The organism is Acaryochloris marina S15, from assembly GCF_018336915.1.
GTDB classification, from domain to species: Bacteria; Cyanobacteriota; Cyanobacteriia; order Thermosynechococcales; family Thermosynechococcaceae; genus Acaryochloris; species Acaryochloris marina_A.
The window spans coordinates 4,579,206-4,596,759 of record NZ_CP064923.1; the positions used below are offsets into that span (position 1 = coordinate 4,579,206).

At 47.4% G+C, this 17,554-nt stretch carries 12 protein-coding genes; 6 read left to right on the top strand and 6 right to left on the bottom strand.

Features of this window, described 5'->3' with window-relative positions:
• Positions 1 to 238 precede the first annotated feature (238 nt).
• Complete coding sequence (locus tag I1H34_RS20895) at positions 239 to 4,786, top strand: GAF domain-containing protein (protein WP_212662865.1); 4,548 nt, start codon at positions 239 to 241, stop codon at positions 4,784 to 4,786.
• Positions 4,787 to 4,861: 75 nt separating this feature from the next.
• On the opposite strand, the gene I1H34_RS20900 is transcribed toward I1H34_RS20895, so the two are convergent.
• On the bottom strand, positions 4,862 to 5,473 hold the full coding sequence (locus I1H34_RS20900) for a TetR/AcrR family transcriptional regulator (protein WP_249369453.1): 612 nt from the start codon (positions 5,471 to 5,473) through the stop codon (positions 4,862 to 4,864).
• Positions 5,474 to 5,589: 116 nt separating this feature from the next.
• On the opposite strand from I1H34_RS20900, the gene I1H34_RS20905 reads away from it, so the two are divergent.
• Positions 5,590 to 5,988: a DUF4345 domain-containing protein gene (locus tag I1H34_RS20905; protein ID WP_212662866.1), complete on the top strand. Its 399-nt coding sequence runs from the start codon at positions 5,590 to 5,592 to the stop codon at positions 5,986 to 5,988.
• Positions 5,989 to 6,035: 47 nt separating this feature from the next.
• Here the strand turns inward: I1H34_RS20905 and I1H34_RS20910 are convergent, their stop codons facing one another.
• The 5 genes from I1H34_RS20910 to I1H34_RS20930 form a co-directional block, all read right to left on the bottom strand.
• A complete protein-coding gene (locus I1H34_RS20910; protein WP_212662867.1) occupies positions 6,036 to 6,602 on the bottom strand; it encodes an SRPBCC family protein in 567 nt (188 codons plus the stop codon).
• Positions 6,603 to 6,792: 190 nt separating this feature from the next.
• On the bottom strand, positions 6,793 to 7,392 hold the full coding sequence (locus tag I1H34_RS20915) for a DJ-1/PfpI family protein (RefSeq protein WP_212662868.1): 600 nt from the start codon (positions 7,390 to 7,392) through the stop codon (positions 6,793 to 6,795).
• Positions 7,393 to 7,423: 31 nt separating this feature from the next.
• A complete protein-coding gene (locus I1H34_RS20920) occupies positions 7,424 to 7,594 on the bottom strand; it encodes a hypothetical protein (RefSeq protein ID WP_212662869.1) in 171 nt (56 codons plus the stop codon).
• A gap of 180 nt (positions 7,595 to 7,774) precedes the next feature.
• Positions 7,775 to 8,515, bottom strand: a complete 741-nt coding sequence (locus I1H34_RS20925) for a hypothetical protein (protein WP_212662870.1) — start codon at positions 8,513 to 8,515, stop codon at positions 7,775 to 7,777.
• Positions 8,516 to 8,735: 220 nt separating this feature from the next.
• Positions 8,736 to 12,731: a choice-of-anchor I family protein gene (locus I1H34_RS20930; protein ID WP_283250036.1), complete on the bottom strand. Its 3,996-nt coding sequence runs from the start codon at positions 12,729 to 12,731 to the stop codon at positions 8,736 to 8,738.
• Between the two features lie 1,058 nt (positions 12,732 to 13,789).
• Between I1H34_RS20930 and I1H34_RS20935 the strand changes: the two genes are divergently transcribed.
• The 4 genes from I1H34_RS20935 to I1H34_RS20950 all read left to right on the top strand — a co-directional run bounded on the left by I1H34_RS20935 (position 13,790) and on the right by I1H34_RS20950 (position 17,536).
• Positions 13,790 to 14,770: a sodium-dependent bicarbonate transport family permease gene (locus I1H34_RS20935; RefSeq protein WP_212662871.1), complete on the top strand. Its 981-nt coding sequence runs from the start codon at positions 13,790 to 13,792 to the stop codon at positions 14,768 to 14,770.
• A 4-nt stretch (positions 14,771 to 14,774) separates the two neighbouring features.
• Entirely contained in the window at positions 14,775 to 15,080 is a 306-nt protein-coding gene (locus I1H34_RS20940; RefSeq protein WP_212662872.1) for a P-II family nitrogen regulator, read from the top strand.
• A 366-nt stretch (positions 15,081 to 15,446) separates the two neighbouring features.
• Entirely contained in the window at positions 15,447 to 16,676 is a 1,230-nt protein-coding gene (locus I1H34_RS20945; RefSeq protein WP_212662873.1) for an LL-diaminopimelate aminotransferase, read from the top strand.
• 17 nt (positions 16,677 to 16,693) lie between these two features.
• Entirely contained in the window at positions 16,694 to 17,536 is an 843-nt protein-coding gene (locus tag I1H34_RS20950) for a sulfurtransferase (protein WP_212662874.1), read from the top strand.
• The last annotated feature ends 18 nt before the right edge of the window (positions 17,537 to 17,554 follow it).

The window sequence follows — 17,554 nt, forward strand, 5'->3', positions numbered from 1 at the left end:
CATAAGAATGGGCACGTTAGGGCATGAGACAGTTCATGCCTGTCTGCAGGTCATTTTTGTGGATTGATCACATAACCAGAAGCAACAGTGGCAACCAGGACGATGGCTTTTGGTTGGGATATGGGTGTTAACCCAGTTACACTCTGATATTGTTCTGTAGGTTAAAGTGAAACTATCGCAGAAATTGCCTAAATCGAGTCACTAACAGTTCCAAAGACTGTAATTCGGGATTTAGACGATGGATGTATCCTCCTCAAAATTAAATGCTGACTGTTCCTTCCCCGACGAACCTTCTAACTTGACTCAGCAATCCCTTCTCAATCGCATTACGACTCGCATCCGTCAGTCGTTAGAGCTGAATGAGATCTTGTCAGCGACAGTGGCTGAAGTCAGAGCATTCTTAGGCACCGATCGCGTCAAAGTCTATAAATTTTTCCCGGATGGACATGGTTTGGTCATTGCTGAATCCATTCGTGAAGACCGTTTACCCTCGTTATTAGGACTCAATTTTCCGGCAGATGATATTCCTCTGCCAGCCCGTGAACTATTTCTAAAGGCCCGGCAACGGTCTGTGGTGGATCTCTCCACCCAACAAATTGGTTTTAGCCCCCTCAATTGCACAGAAACCGGCTCAGAGCTAGAGGATCACGATATTCGCTTTCGGCCTATCGATCCCTGCCATGTCGAATATTTAAAAGCAATGGGAGTGCAATCTTCGGTGGTAGTGCCTATCGTAATTGAGCAATCCACCTTTGAGCAGGTCAATATCGAGGCGGGTGCTTTAACGGGATTAAACAAAGGGCAACGTCTCTGGGGCCTTCTGGTTTCCCACCATGCACAACCCCGTCAAGTCGAGGAGGCAGAACTCGAACTCATTCAGGCCGTGGTGGATCAAATGGCAGTGGCCATTGGTCAAGCGACCCTACTAGACCGGGTGCGTGAGCAGGCCGCCCAAGAAGCGGGGGTGAATCGAGTCACAGCCTTGTTATATACCAAACCCACCGTTCCGCTAGAGATTGCCCTGACAGAGATGGTGGCCGTGATGCAGGGCACTGGGGGACGATTGTATCTCAGCCATACTGCGTCCGAACAATCCGCAGAACTCTATTGTTGTGGCGATCAACCCGCCAGATTAGATCATGACAGATTGATTGAAGAAAATGCCCTATGGCAAAATTATCTGCATTCAACCCAGGCTGTCGAAATCACTGATGCCGAAAGCCGCCCCTGGTCAGTGGACTGGATGCGCAAAAACTATTCCCTATCGCCCCAGGTCCGTTCTTCTACCCGCAGCAATACAGTATGGGCGATCGCAGATATTTACCGAGAGCCATTATTTCGGGTTTTAAGTCCTGCCTTTCAATCCACTCCCATTCGTGGCGTGATGATTTTACCCCTTTATTTCGATACGGAATTGCTGGGGTGCATCACTATTTTTCGGGATGAGGTGGAAGAAGAGCTGCGCTGGGCAGGATTCCATCACCCCGATAGCCGTCAGTTAGCTCCTCGTCAGTCTTTTGAAGCTTGGAGACAAATCAAATCAGGGCAATCTCAGCCCTGGACAGACGCAGAGATCCGCTTGGCTGAAGCCTTAGGAGAACGGTTTTCTGGTGCGATTAACCAATACCAGCTTTACCAGCAGGTACAGACCCTCAATACCCATTTAGAAGAACAAATTAAGGAACGGACCGCTGAGCTACATCGTTCGACGGCGATTGCCAATCAACAGCGAGCTTTAACCAATATCCTATCTAAACTGCAAAAAGCGCTGGATCTAGATACGATTTTCCAGACTACCACTCAGGAAGCCCAGCGATTGCTGGATGTCGATCATGTGGCAGTTTACCAGTTTGATGAAGACTGGGGCGGCTCATTTATTCATGATTTTCGGGCCGTTAAACCTAAGTGGGAACAGATTGTCTATTCCACTCGTGAAGTCTGGAATGACTCTCATCTGCAAGAGACGAAGGGCGGACGATACCGTCATCACCATGTATCTGTTGTGAATGATGTTTCCCAAGCTGGACTCTCTCCCTGTCATTTGGAAACCTACAACTACTACCAGATCAAGGCTTTTTTGATTGCCCCTGTTTTTGTCGGTAGCCGTTTGTGGGGACTTATCGGCGCTTACCAGCATTCCAATCCTTATGAGTGGCAGCCCTTAGAGGTTGATTTTATTACACAGCTGGCAACACACCTGGGGGTTGCCGTCCAACAAGCTGGAGCCACAGAAAAGGTTCAAAATCAGGCTCAACAGCTAGCAATTATTGCTGAACAGCAACATACTCTGACAAATGTGATCTCCAAAATCCGAGAGTCTTTGGATTTGGAAACTATTTTCGCCACCACGACCCGAGAGGTGCGTAGACTCTTGCAAGTTGAACGGGTTGTAGTCTTTCAGTTTTTGCCGGGTGCTAAATATAGCCAAGGGGAAGTGGTTGCTGAAGATGTCCACCCCGATTACCGATCCATCTTGGGATATGACGTCAAAGGCGACTGTTTCCAAGATCGCTATACCGCCAGTCCTGGCACCCACCAAGTCTTTGCGATTGATGATCTCAACACCTGTAATTTGCATCCTTGTTACATAGAGATGATGCAAGGGTTGCAAGTTCAGGCTCATTTAGTCGTACCTCTATTTCGGAGCAATATTCTGTGGGGGCTCTTAGCGATTCATCAATGCTCAGCTCCCCGGCAATGGCAAGTCAAAGAGCGGGAATTCGCGATTCAAATTAGCACTCAATTAGGCGTCGCACTCCAGCAAACGGAGTTCCTCCGCCAAGCCCAACAATCCAAGGAGTCGGCTGACGCTGCTAGCCAAGCCAAAAGCGACTTTCTCTCCCACATGAGTCACGAATTGCGAACGCCCCTGAATGCAATTTTGGGATATGTAGAGATCATGCAGCGAGATCCTGAATTAAGGGATACTCAAACCGAACAGCTCGGCATTATTGGCCGGAGTGGTGAACATTTATTATCACTGATTAACGATGTCTTAGAAATGTCTCGGATTGAAGCGGGACAGTTGGCCCTTACCCAAGTCAGCTTTGATCTGTACCGGTTATTGGATTCTCTCCAAGATATGCTGGAAGCCAAAGCCGAATTGCAAGGATTACAGCTCCAATTTGAACGGACAGCGATAGTCCCCCAGTTTGTGTTCGCAGATGAAGGGAAACTACGCCAAGTCCTGATCAATTTGCTAGGGAATGGTCTCAACTATACGGAAAAAGGGCAGGTTTTGCTCCAGGTGGATACCTCAGAACAGATAGGCCAGCGAGGGGATACCTGTCAACTGACATTTGCGGTCATGGATACGGGTCCTGGCCTCAAAACATCTGATATTGACCAGCTCTTTGAAGCCTTTACTCAAACTGATTCAGGCTATCGTGCCCAAGAAGGGACAGGACTCGGATTACCCATTAGCCGCCGATTTGTCCAACTGATGGGGGGGGATATTGAGGTTGATAGTACCGTAGGACAGGGCTCAACCTTCCGCTTCACGATTCCAGCCACTCTCGTCGATGCAGCAGAAGTTCATACCGTGAAGCCCGCACGACAGGTAGTGGCCTTAGCAGCCGGACAACCCACCTATCGACTGCTGATTGTGGAAGACAAATGGGCCAACCGACAGCTGATGCAGCAATGGCTGGCCCCCTTTGGGTTTGACATTCGAGAAGCAGTGAACGGTAAAGAGGCCCTTGCTATTTGGCAGGAATGGGCCCCCCATTTGATCTGGATGGATATGCGCATGCCGGTCATGGATGGTTACAACGCCACTCGGGAAATAAAAGCCCAATGTGGAGACAATCCCCCCGTGATTATTGCCCTAACGGCGAACGCTTTTGAAGAAGATCGCCTCTATGCGCTCTCGGTCGGGTGTGATGATTTTGTCCGTAAACCTTGCCAAGAAAGTACCATCCTAGACAAGATAGCGGAGCATCTTGGCGTCCAATATATATACACTGAGCCTGAGCAGTCTGAGCCAGACGCTTTGCAGGAGATGGAGTCTGTCCATCCTGAAAATCTCAAAATATTAGTGGCTGATGACAATACCCTCAATCAGCAATTAATGGTGCAACGTCTGGTACACCTGGGGTATTCGGCCGATGTCGTCGGTGATGGTCAGCAAGTGGTGGAGGCATGCCAGAACCAAACTTATGACTTGATTTTGCTGGATGTGCAAATGCCCAAGATGAATGGTTTGGAGGTGGTTCAATCCCTGCATCAACAAGGCATTCGTCCCTACATTATTGGGGTCTCTGGGCGGACTTTACCAGAAGAGAGACAAGAATGTTTGGATACCGGGATGTCGAACTATCTCTGCAAGCCTGTGTCACTAGAGGAACTCAAAACCGCTCTCAGTCAGTATCGTCCATTATCAGAGACTTCTCTCCCCAAAGACGTGAAGCCTGCTCTATTAGAGCAATCGGCAATCCAGACCCTGATAGACATTGGTGGAGATGATGGCGGCAGTTTTCTCGTCTCTGTGATTGATAATTTCCTCAAAGATGCAAAGCCAATGTTTGAGGGATTGCAGGATGCGATCGCAAACACAAACCACGTCCAAATCAATGAAATTGCCCATTCTCTAAAATCCATGAGCGCCTCTATGGGGGCCACTCAACTGACGCAGCAACTCAAAGAATTAGAGCATATGAGCAAACTCGAGAATCTGACGATCTCTCCCACCTGGATGAATAAGCTGAATCAAGAATTTGAAGCGGTAGGATTGGCGCTAACGTTGGAGAAGCAAAACTATCAGACCTCATCTGTCGTCTCCAGCTAAACCGCTGCAGTTTACTCTTGCAATCCTCAGGCTGTTGATCTGTTTTTTCGGGGCCTCTCTTTTACTCTGGGTTAGTCAGGGCTGCTGAATAAATAAACCATCATGTAGCAACTGTGCGATCGCATCGAGATGCACTTCGATTGCTCCAGGGGTCTGTGTCACATAGGGCATTTGCTCATCCATCAGTAATATTGCTAGTCCATGGATTGAAGCCCAGATCAGTCGAACAGCCTGGTCAACATCATCTCCTTTCAGAGTCTGACGCTCTTGGGCAATCGTGACGATTTGATATAAGGGACCCGCTGCTTGCTTGGAAATCCCATGGAGTGTGGGGTCAGTTACCCGCTCTTTCAAACTAAACATCATCCGGGCAAGCTCCGTATGCTCAAGGGTGAACTGCAAATAGGCTTGTGCTAAGCCTTTGATGCTGGTTAACGTCTCTTCTTGCTCAGGCTGAGTGGTAGCTTGCAAGCGCTGAATCAGCATTTCAAATCCCCATTGGACCAAACTGAAACTTAAAGCCTGTTTATTCGCAAAGTGACGATATACGGCAGGTTGGCTGACACCACACTGGCGCGCTAACTTACTCAAATTCAGGGCTGAGGCTCCTTCTGATTGAATTTGCTGAAGTGCAGCCTCAATCAATGCCTCTCTCAAATAACCGTGATGATACGATTCACTGCTCACTGGCAACGGTAGCTTGCTTCCAGCACCAGTGTACTGCGTTATACTTTATAACATTGTTATAGACTATAACATTAGGATTGAGCCAATTCTAATCACTACACCATTAGGAATCTTGTATGAAACGAGGACTACAGCTCATCTTAGGGCTCTTAAGCTTGATTCCCTTAATAGTGGCGATACTGGGTCTCACCTCTGGCTTGGGACGATGGCTGCCTGCTGAAGCGATTACGCCAGAGTTCGATAGCCACTATCGCTATATCACCGGGTTTTATATTTCTCTAGCCGTGACGGCCTGGTGGATCATCCCCAATATTGAACAACACAAGACGGCATTGCGAATTTTGTCAGGTGCCATCTTTATGGGTGGCCTAGGACGAGTGATTTCTTTTTGGCAAGTTGGAGCACCCAGCCCGCTAGCCCTGGTCTTCACAAGCCTAGAATTATGCTTTCCTTTGCTATTGATCTGGCAGGCTAAACTCCCTCACAATCGCCAGTCTAGGATCAGTCAAGGCTAAAAATTCACTTAATCTTTTGCAGCCTTAATCTCCCTCTCCAAACAGACCTAAGCCACCTTGAGTAAAGTTCTGGCCTGGGTTTCTTGTTGAATAGCTGAGAGGGTACGCTTCAACGTTTCTCGAAACAGGAGATGAAAGCTGCCCTCCAGAAACCCCATATCTGCATCTGCAGCAACAACTTGCTTGACTAAGATCTGGGAAGAAGTGAGAGGCAACACCTGCCAATACCCTTGCAGACGCTTAAGATCGCCTTCGAGAAGGTGAAAGCCCAATTGCCCAGGAGCCATTACCCTATTTTCAGTCCGCACCTTAGATTGGACTTGGGCAAAGAGAACTTGAGAAATATTAGTTTGCTCCACAACCGTTCGCTGTGCAGATGATTCCAAAACTTGAGTAGCAATAACGTTGGGCAAAAATTTTGCTAAATGTTCAAAATCCGTCAACACTTGCCAAGCCACCTCTGCCTCACCTTCCATGATGACTTGAGCGACATATTCACCTGCACTACCCGAGATGATGGCTTCCCCACGCTGCAAAGCTTGCTTCTGTAAGTCAGGCAATTCTGCTATCAAACTATCTAAAGGCTGGCACGCGGGAAAAGAGGTCTGCATCATTAGGATTGTGAAACCATCGGTGGGGGTTGGGCAAGACAACCCAGTCTTTACAAAGCATAAGGAAAGTTTGTCTTTGTTGCATAGGCTCACCAAGCCTCCAGTCTGCGGTCAGGCGTTATAGAAATGGCAAGGAGTGCATCCCCAGACAGCTTTTGCCCCCTCTAACACCAGGCAAAAGACCTCGCCCACATCAGGTTAAAGCAGCTTCTGGATGCTCAATTCGAGTGCCTAAAACCTGCAAGAAAGCGGACAGCCACTTAGGATGAGCAGGCCATGCCGGTGCAGTCACCAAATTGCCATCAATCAACGCATCATCCACAGCCAGATCCACATATTCCCCGCCAGCAGCAGTCACCTCTGGCCCACAGGCGGGATAAGCCGAACAACGTTTCCCCTGTAAAACGCCCGCTGCAGACAGAAGCTGAGCGCCATGACAAATGGCAGCTAATGGTTTCTGCGCTTGAGCAAAGTGCTGCACAATTTTGATAACTTCAGCATTGAGACGCAAATACTCTGGAGCCCTACCCCCTGGAATCACCAGGGCATCGTAGTCGGCAACATCTACCTCTGTAAAGGTGGCATTAAGCAAGAAGTTATGACCCGGCTTTTCGCTATAGGTTTGGTCTCCTTCAAAATCATGAATGGCGGTTCTGACCATATCTCCAGCTTTTTTATGGGGGCACACCGTATGTACTGTATGCCCGACCATCAACAATGCCTGGAAAGGAACCATGACTTCATAGTCTTCTACAAAGTCACCCACCAGCATCAAAATTTTCTTGCTAGCCATCACGATTGGACTCCATACGGAAGAACTTGTTCTATGCTTTTTTTGCCGTCTCCTTCGAGAATATCAGCCAACTTGCCAACAGAGTCATCACAACGGCCCCCGTTAATCGACCCATTTCATAGGGTGTGGCTTCGCCATTACTGAGGGTTTGAGTCAGCTCAATGATGCGAGGGATATTGAACGCTAAAATTGCTGCACCCATGATTTTCTTGAGGATATTCATCTTAGTCCAAGACAGTTTGTGTATTCCTAAGGTTCTCGGCAAGGGCAAGCAAATCCATTGGACCAGTATTTCGCCAAACGGCTTCAGCAAACTTTCAGCAATGCCGATTCATTCTCGGAGAATACCCCATTGAGGAAGTTCACCATCCAAAAGTAGGACTTAAAGCACCATCTCATTTTCCACAGATGGGGGAGCCATGGGAATATCCGAATTCGAGGCAGACGCATTAGCAACCCCTATAAAACGCTCATTGACGAGTTGCTGAAACGTAGCCACGGTGGATTGCCAAAGCTGGATGCGCTCTTTGACATTCTGGACTCGCTTGATGCCAATATCTCCCCGGACGGGGTAATTATAATTTCCAGAAAAGACAACGGCAGAGACAGATTTTCCATCTTGGCCTTTCAGCTTGGCTTCATTAATTGCTAAGTTAAGCTGGCCCTGCTCTAGGACATAACTAAGCTGAATCGCAGCTTGGGCAGGGGCTTGGCCAAAGTCTTGCCAGGAACCCGCAGCAAACAGTTTATGGAATAGAAACTCATGGGCTCCCCGCTCATTATCAAAGAAGGGCACTAATCCCCGAGGATTAACACCAACAGCCAAATAATCTGCATTGGGGAGTTTCTCTGCAAAGTTTGCAGCCATCGTATGGATCAGAAATTCAGGCTGTTCTTTGGTGGGAGCGACCTGAGCAAATGCCACCCGATTGGGTTGTGCCGTGATGCGAATGCCGTTTTTATAGGAAATACGGGCACCACTATTCGAGATGACGGGCTGCTGATCGTACTCCCAATCTGACGGCACAATATCGCTGTACTTGAGGAAATCAGGATTGAGGATGGATGGGCTGAGATCTTTAGCGGCAATAATAATACTGATTTCTTGAATCGAAATACTCATATGGTCGTCCCCTCACCAATGGAAGTAATGATATGGCCTGTCATCTTAGTGGTCTGCAGGAGCTACATAAATGACTCTCTAGAAAATAAAACAGTCAATATTTCACTAGATTGCATTTATTAAGTACTCGAAAGCCGTCCTTTATACCATCAGAATGATACACCTAACGAATGCTCAATCATTCTGTCTGTCACAAATGACAGCTGCATGAAACTAGGGCTTAGACAGGGGAATAGTCTTGAATAGATAGGTCTGCCAAGTCAACATTGACCCCTCTGAGAATCATCAGGGTTTGTTCAGAGCCAGCCACAGAGATGCGAGTATCTCCATCATCAGCCGTTACGCTGAGTTGGCCTAAGGTCAATCCTTCCGATAGCCCCAAAGTATCCAAGTCAGCCTCAAACTCGAGAACCATATCTAGACCTTGGTCGATTTCGAGGATAAACCAGTCCGCACCGGATCCACCGGACAATCGATCGGCACCGCCACCCCCGATTAAGGTGTCATCCCCGGCACCACCCAAGAGCTTATCGGCTCCAAGACCACCGCTTAGCAAATCATTTGCGGTTGATAGGTCGTTACCGCTGGATAAGACCTCGACAGCCTCTAAACTAAGTTGGGTGATGGATAAATTGTGGGTAGCAGCACCACCCGGAATAAATTCTGAAACTTGCCCTGTGAGGTCTAGCTCATCACCGATGCTGACGGTGGGAGCGCTGGTAAAGACGAAAATGCCATCAGAAGTGGCGTCATTGCCATCGCCCGTTGCATCCTGGAGATAAAATCCATTGAAATCAACGGCAGTCACAATTCCTGTCGTTGTGACCTTGAGACCGTCAAAGGCAGACAGATGACCTTCACCCTGAATATCGTAGATCTTGACTTCGGGCGTAAACTCATACACCGCAATGGTTTCACTTTCCTCATTACTGACCACCAATAAGCTATTGCCATTGGGACTGTCATCGGCAGCAATAAAGGTCAAGCCTTCTGGGGCAATATCGGCATCATCGCGGATATATTGCAGGAATTCTGGAGTAGTCGGATTCGTAACGTCATAGACTAGTACGCCTCCTCCGGCTCGTTCTAGACCAATAAAGGCATAGGTACGGTTGCCCACCTGACCGACAGTAACGGCTTCCGGTTCTGCCCCTTTATTATCAGAGCGGCTATCAAACTCAGCGGGGTCTCCGTCATCGGCATTGAATAAATCTGGAGCCAGTTCAGCGGTAATTTTGGCAATCTGATCACCACTATCGAAGACTAAGTTGCCCACTTCATCCCAAATGCTAAAGGAGCGACCCCCATAAGAGAACAGCTGATCAAAATCACCATCTCCATCAATATCCCCATCGATGGTGGAGACTTGTAGCTGCCCCAGCTGATCATCTTGTTGCAAGGTGGCGGCATCCAGGAAGGCGGTGGGATCTAAAGTCAAATCGGCAATCCGCGCGTCTTCCTCGCGGGCATCCCCTTCGTTGGCGGTGATGTAGTAGGTTTGACCGTTGGTAGCAAAAGATGCGATCGCATCCGGTTGATACAACCCATAGAGAGGGAAATTATTGAGGTTAATCCCACCATCGCCATCGCTTGGATCTAGCGTATTACCCTCACCAAATTGAATAAAATCTAGAGTAATCGGTGTGGGGTCAGGGCTTTGCAAGACACTACCATCTAGGGGAATATCCCCTTCGGCCAAGCCAAAGTCGTTATCGTTGATCACCACTAAGGTGCCGTCGGGGAGTAAGGCTAAGCCTTCGGGCTTATCACCAGCGAGGTAACCGAGGGACGGCAAATTTGTGGTTTTGATTTTGTTGACGGGCTGGATGTCAGCGACAACCAGTGCATCTGCCGTTTGCTGCTCTAGGGTAGCCTCTTCGAAGAGGCCAATCTCATCCTTGTCGAGGGTCAATAAATTAGTAGCAGCGGAGATATCGATTTCGAAGATAAATTTCTTGGCAGTCTCACCGACTGCAGAATCCCGCTCAATCACATAGAATTTGCCATCACCTGCAAACACGGCATCGCCAATTTTGTCGACTCGGCCACCGGAACGCACCGCCGGATCTTCGAGGAGATAAACATATTCAGCGACCGGCTGGCCTGTTGCCGTATCAATCCCTAGGATTCGAATCACGTCAGAATTATCAGAGGTGGCACGATCGGGATTAGCTAGGGGTGTTTGAATAAAGGCATAGAGAATACCCGTCTCATCATCCAGCGCCACCGCTTCAAAGCCCCGGTTGCGGCGACGATTGATATATTCCGCAGGCAAGGTTTCTGTACCGAAACTGATGTCTGTCTCGTTCTCATCATCGTCTCCTGAGCCAGCCTGGGCGGCAGTCCCTTCAGGTACATATCGATTCAACAGCTCACCTGTGGGCGAGAACTGATAGATAGAGGGACGATAATCATCCACCATCCAGAAATTGCCATTAGCATCCGTCAGAATTCCTTCAAAATCCCCGCCAAAGGGATCAAAGGCGAGGGGATTTCCAAACAAATCAACCGGCTGCTCATCAACCGCTTCATTGCTGATATTGGAGCGTCCTGTAATCGGCATCCCCTCTCCCTGGGTGAGGAAAATCTGATCAGCAATCGTGACGCTGGTTAAATCGGGAGTAACTTCTAATTTGACGATGCGAGCTTGGTAATCGGGCAGGGCAAAGGGCCGCTCTTTGATGCCATCCCCATCGACATCTAGGGTGTCGGGATTGGGGCCACGATCGGGGATGGTGTAAAAGATCAGATTGCCCGAATCTGGGTCGGTGCCTTCGTACCACAGGCCTGATAGGCCCCCTAAAAGAATCTCTTGTCCAGAGGGGGTCGTCCCTAGACTGGGTAAGTCTTCCAAAGTCAGTTGAGTGAGTTGGGCCGGGCCACGACTAAAGTTTTTGGCCCCTAAGGGCAAGATATCCGTCACGGACGCCGTGGCCAAATCCACAACCGCAAAAGCATTATTTTCCTGCAAAGTCACAAAAGCCGTGGCCCCATCTGGAGAGATAGAGATAAATTCCGGCTCAACATCTTCAGAAGTCGTTTTATCGGGAAAGATCCGAACACCTTTGGCTCTGAGTTCTGCTTCTCGCCCATCGAAGGCTGTGAAATCAGCCGTTTGTACCGATAGATTGTCAAACCCTGCAGACAAATCAATGATGCTAACTGATCCAGCTGGGTCAATATCATCTTCAGGCTCGCCTTCATTCGCGACTAAAACCTTGGTGCCGTCTGGCGTAAAGGTGAGCATATCCGGTAGGGCACCCACTTCAATCTGACCCAAAATCTCACCATCACTATTGAGGAAGAGAACCGTGCCATTACTCGTGGACGGATCAGCCTCAATCGCCACTGCAATCACACCATTACTGATGGCAATGCTATTGGCTCCTGCTCCAAAGCTAGATAAATCGATAGAGGTCAGGGCTTCAGGGTTGGTTGGATCTCTCAGATCCACCACCTGTAACTCTGTTTCACCAGACACGACAAACAGTTTCTGGGAAGCGGCATCAAACGCATTAATTTCAGCCCCATTATCCAGGGTAACCCCACCAATTCTGCTCAAAGGCCCCTCTGAACTGCTTCTTCCAGGCGTTCCTAGGCCACTATTACCCATCGTGAAGGAATCGATGGGCAGCGCCAGAGGAGCATTATCGCCAGTCCAATTACTGGCATCACAAATGGCCGCTCGCAGTTCGGCAGGGGTACCTGTCACAGGACCGCTGTAAACCGCATTATCCACCTCTTGGGTCGGCCCAGCACCAGCCCCTACAGCAACTGCCGAGGTTCCCATCACAAGGCCAGGGGGGAGTGCCGATGTATTTGAAGAGGTTGCATCGGCTTGAAACTCTGTGCTGTTCGTTAACAGGACAAACAGGAATTGGGGGTTGGTGGAGAGCCCCTGAAAGGCAATAATTTGATCGCCACTGGTGGATAGGGAGAACCCACTGATTCCAACGGCCGCATCATTGTCAGCCATGAAGTCAGCAGTGTTGTGAACAAAATTAATAACGGTCTCCGCTATCAGAGCTGAGGGCGCAGTATATTTGACGGCTCCTTCATTGGCTCGAAAACTACCATCACTGCGCACACCACTATCAGTGAAGCGAATTTCAGTCCCAGCATCGATATCAACGAGCAGCACAAAACTAAAGTCATCAGGATTATCGGAGTTGACACCAACAATGGCAATGTCACCAGCAGAGAGGGAAGTAGCCATGAGTATTCCTAAACAAACAATAAAAAAAACCTAAAAACTCAAGAGTTTCCAGAAGAAGAGGACTCAATTTCAGCAAATTGAGGGTCGCTAAATTTAGATACAGAGTCGGGATTACTAGATTGAGATATTTGATTCTTCGTCAACTAAAAATACGGCCATCCCCCAACAAAGAATCAGGCAAGCAAGAAGTACTTCCACATGTTTGGCAAGCAGTATTAAAAAGCACAAACACCGCTTTGGAAGCACCGTAGGTAAGACTCCCAGAGGGATGTAAAGGTTAGCTAAACTGATGTTTAAGAAGAGTAGCAGTTCTGGTTAAGCTTTGATTATGCCAATATTCATAGCCATGCAATGAATCATTTTTTTTACAACTAAAAGACAGCATCAAAAAGAATCAATATACAAATTCAGATCAACAAAAGACAGTTGAACCCAGTGAGGGCTAACGATAAAATACTTATAGAATAAATCCAAAATAATAATATTTTTTGATGATATATATTTATTTCTAGGTGCAATTACTTTCGATCTATAAATCAAAAAAATAGTTAAAATTCCTAAGCTAAATTTAATATATTTAGAATTTATTTATGCTGCCTATTTATTTTAGACATCGCCTAATTCTAATTCTAATTTTGTAGGAACAGCGAAGTCAGATAAATCAATGACTCTACTAAACATAACTACAAATAATAAATATTAAGATCGTGGCTATCCGCTCCGTACAACGACCGTATTCAAGGATAATCAGAAAGTTAAAACACTATACAATGTCTTTTCAAAAAGTTAATTAATTTACTTACATCGTCTTTTATTGCCTCTGATTGTTGAATTTATTCTCTGTCACTAAATTCAACAATATAAGAGAAGAAAAAAAACTACCAGTAGGTTCTTTAGCTTTATATTTTGTATGGACTGATACATCTACAGTTGTCAAATTTGAACAGTTTTTTCACTCATTGACATCTGAGCGCAGTCCACGATAAACAAGGGTTTGTCAGAGAAATAATCTCTACATAGTTTTTTGTGTGCTTGCTGTTGCATCAGGAGGAATCTATATGGATGTTAGCCTCATCATCTCCAATATTCTGAATCCACCTGTGCTGTTCTTTTTCCTAGGTATGACGGCTGTTTTTGTCAAGTCCGACTTAGAAATACCAGCTCCGATTCCGAAATTATTTTCCCTTTACCTTCTCTTTGCCATCGGCTTTAAAGGCGGGGTCGAGCTGGTTAAGAGTGGCATTACCCAAGATGTAATGCTTACCCTCGGGGCCGCAATCCTGATGGCCTGCTTTGTGCCGGTCTACACTTTCTTTATTCTCAAAATCAAGCTGGGGAATTATGACGCAGCTGCGATCGCAGCCACGTATGGCTCCATTAGTGCCGTCACCTTCATCACTGCCAGTGCCTTCTTAACCGAGCTAGATATTGCTTTTGATGGCTTTATGGTTGCCGCCCTGGCGTTAATGGAATCGCCTGCTATTATCGTTGGCTTGATTTTAGTCAACCTATTTGCCGACAACAAAGAGGACGACAAAGAGCAAGACTTTGAATGGTCAGAAGTCTTGAGAGAAGCCTTTCTCAACAGTTCAGTGTTTCTCCTCGTCGGTAGTCTAATTATTGGCGTCCTCACAGGAGAACATGGTTGGGAAGTCCTAGAACCCTTCACCCAAGGGTTGTTTTATGGCGTGCTCACCTTTTTCTTACTCGATATGGGGTTAGTGGCCGCTCGAAGAATTAAAGACTTGCAAAAAACAGGAGTTTTCCTAGTTGGGTTTGCCATACTAATACCAATACTCAATGCTGGTATCGGATTAGTTATCGCCAAACTGATTGGTATGTCCGTTGGCAATGCCCTCTTATTCTCAGTACTTTGCGCAAGTGCTTCATACATTGCCGTCCCCGCTGCAATGCGCATGACCGTTCCTGAAGCCAATCCGAGCCTCTATGTTTCCACGGCGTTGGCAGTTACCTTTCCGTTCAATATTATTGTCGGAATCCCTCTATACCTTGCTGGAATCGAGTTTTTATGGAGTTAAGAGCATGCATCCTGTTAAAAAAATTGAAATTATTGCCAATTCATTTGAACTCGCTAAAATCCTAGATGCCTTGGATAAATCCGGGGTTCATGGCCATGCTGTCATTCGAAATGTAGCGGGCAAAGGCTTAAGGGGCACCACAGAAGACTTAGACCACACCATGCTGGACAATGTTTATATCATTGCCTTCTGTGCGCCTGACTTACTTCAGCAGGTCGTGGACAATATTCGCCCCTTACTCAATAAGTTTGGCGGAACTTGTTACGTCACGGATACCCAAGAGATTCGATCAGTCCGGTGCCTTAGCTAACTCAACGGGCGATAGGAATCAAACCATAAAATCAATAAAATCACGCTATTAACTCTGCCGTTCAATCCTTAAATCAATCCATAAAAATATTGTTTTATACCCAAAAATCAGTGTTTTCACGGTGAAAGAACGAGAAAAGACAAGCGAACATAAACAAAAGCAAGCGTTCGTGGTTCAACAATATGCCTAAACGATTCTTCAATCACTGCATGCATGTCGGCTTATGGTTATGCGTAGCCTCAATCGCATTGCCCCTAATCGGCAGACTGTAGCTCAAAGCCTGTTGTTGTCTACTGAACCAAATCTCATCAGTTGAACGGTTGCGTTCCTAGTAAGCTGGTTGAGAGTGTTCATCGCTAAGACAACATGGCAACGATTAACGACAATTATTTAAAGCTCAAAGCAGGTTATTTATTTCCCGAGATTGGTCGAAGAGTCAGCGCATTTGCTGAGGCCAATCCCGACGCACCAATCATCAAGCTTGGTATTGGGGACGTGACAGAACCCTTACCCGAAGCCTGCCGTAGTGCCATGGTCACAGCCGTTGAAGATTTGGGGAATCGAGATTCCTTTAAAGGCTATGGTCCTGAGCAAGGCTATGGCTGGTTACGGGAGAAAATTGCCGCCCATGATTTTCAATCAAGAGGTTGTGACGTGGATGCCGGGGAAATTTTTGTTTCTGACGGTTCCAAATGTGACTGTGGCAATATCCTCGATATTTTTGGCGATAACAACACCATTGCCGTTACCGATCCGGTTTACCCCGTCTATGTCGATACCAATGTCATGGCTGGACATACGGGGCCTTGTAATGACCAGGGTGAATATGAGGGGCTGACGTACTTACCGATTAATGCGGGCAACGACTTCACAGCTCAAATTCCCAGCCAAAAAGTGGATTTGATCTATCTCTGTTTCCCCAATAACCCCACAGGAGCAGTGGCGAGCAAGAGCCATCTGCAAGATTGGGTGAACTATGCCAAATCCCATGGCTCCATCATTCTGTTTGATGCCGCCTATGAAGCCTTTATCACTGATCCTGAGATCCCCCATTCCATCTATGAAATAGATGGAGCCAGAGACTGTGCGATTGAATTTCGCTCTTTCTCAAAAAATGCGGGCTTTACCGGGACTCGCTGCGCCCTCACCGTCGTACCTAAAACCTTAACGGCCAAAGCGGCTGATGGCTCAGATGTCGAGCTTTGGAAGCTGTGGAACCGTCGCCAATCCACCAAGTTTAACGGTGTCTCTTATATCGTCCAGCGCGGTGCAGAAGCCGTCTATTCTGAAGCGGGTCAGGCTCAAACCAAAAGCTTAATTAGCTTCTACCTCGAAAATGCCAAAATTATTCGAGAGAAATTGACCGCTGCTGGGTTACAGGTATTTGGAGGCGTCAATGCCCCCTATGTCTGGGTGCAAACACCGAACGGCATCTCTAGCTGGGACTTCTTCGATCAGTTGTTGAACAAAACCAACGTGGTCGGTACCCCTGGGTCTGGATTTGGCGCAGCAGGTGAAGGCTACTTCCGCATTTCGGCCTTTAATAGTCGGGCCAATGTTGAAGAAGCCATGAAGCGCATTACAGCCAATCTCTAAGTATTCTGGTTTGGTCTATGGCTTTAGATAATGTGGTCTCACCGGAATGGCTGCATGAACATCTTGAAGATGTGCAGGTGGTGATTGTGGACTGTCGGTTTGCCCTCAGTGCACCTCAGCAGGGACAAGAGCAATACCAGGCAGGCCATATTCCGGGTGCCTATTATCTAGATTTGAATGAGGATTTGTCATCTCCTGTGCAAACTCATGGGGGACGGCATCCTTTACCTAAGATTTCTCAATTGGGAGCCAAGCTCTCTCAGATGGGCATTACACCAGACACCTTGGTTGTGGCCTATGACGATAGTCGGCAAGCCTTTGCTGCCAGGCTATGGTGGTTACTGCGCTATCTGGGTCATACCTCTGTTGCGATTCTGGATGGAGGATTTGCCGCTTATCAAGCCCACTATCCAGTCACAACCGATATGCCTGCAGTCCGTTCAGGTGAGTTTCAAGGGACTGCAATTCCTGGGCAAATTGTAGATATTCAGGCCGTCAAAACCTACAAAGATCAACCCGATGTGGTGGTAGTAGATTCTCGGGCTTACGAACGCTATATCGGCAATCACGAACCCATTGATCCAGTGGCCGGGCATATTCCAGGGGCAGTCAACTATCCGTGGCAAGCCGTAACGAATGAGCAAGGTTTCTTACTCACTCCTTCTGAATTACAAGCTCATTATGCAGATTTAAACCGTGCAGACGAAGTGATTGTCTATTGTGGGTCAGGTGTCACAGCTTGTGTAAACTTACTAGCTCTAGAAATAACAGGGATTAAAGGTGGCAAACTCTATGCCGGAAGTTGGAGTGATTGGTGCTCTTATACTCTGGACGACAATATGGAAGCTCAAGTCCAATAGAGAAGAGTATTAAACAAC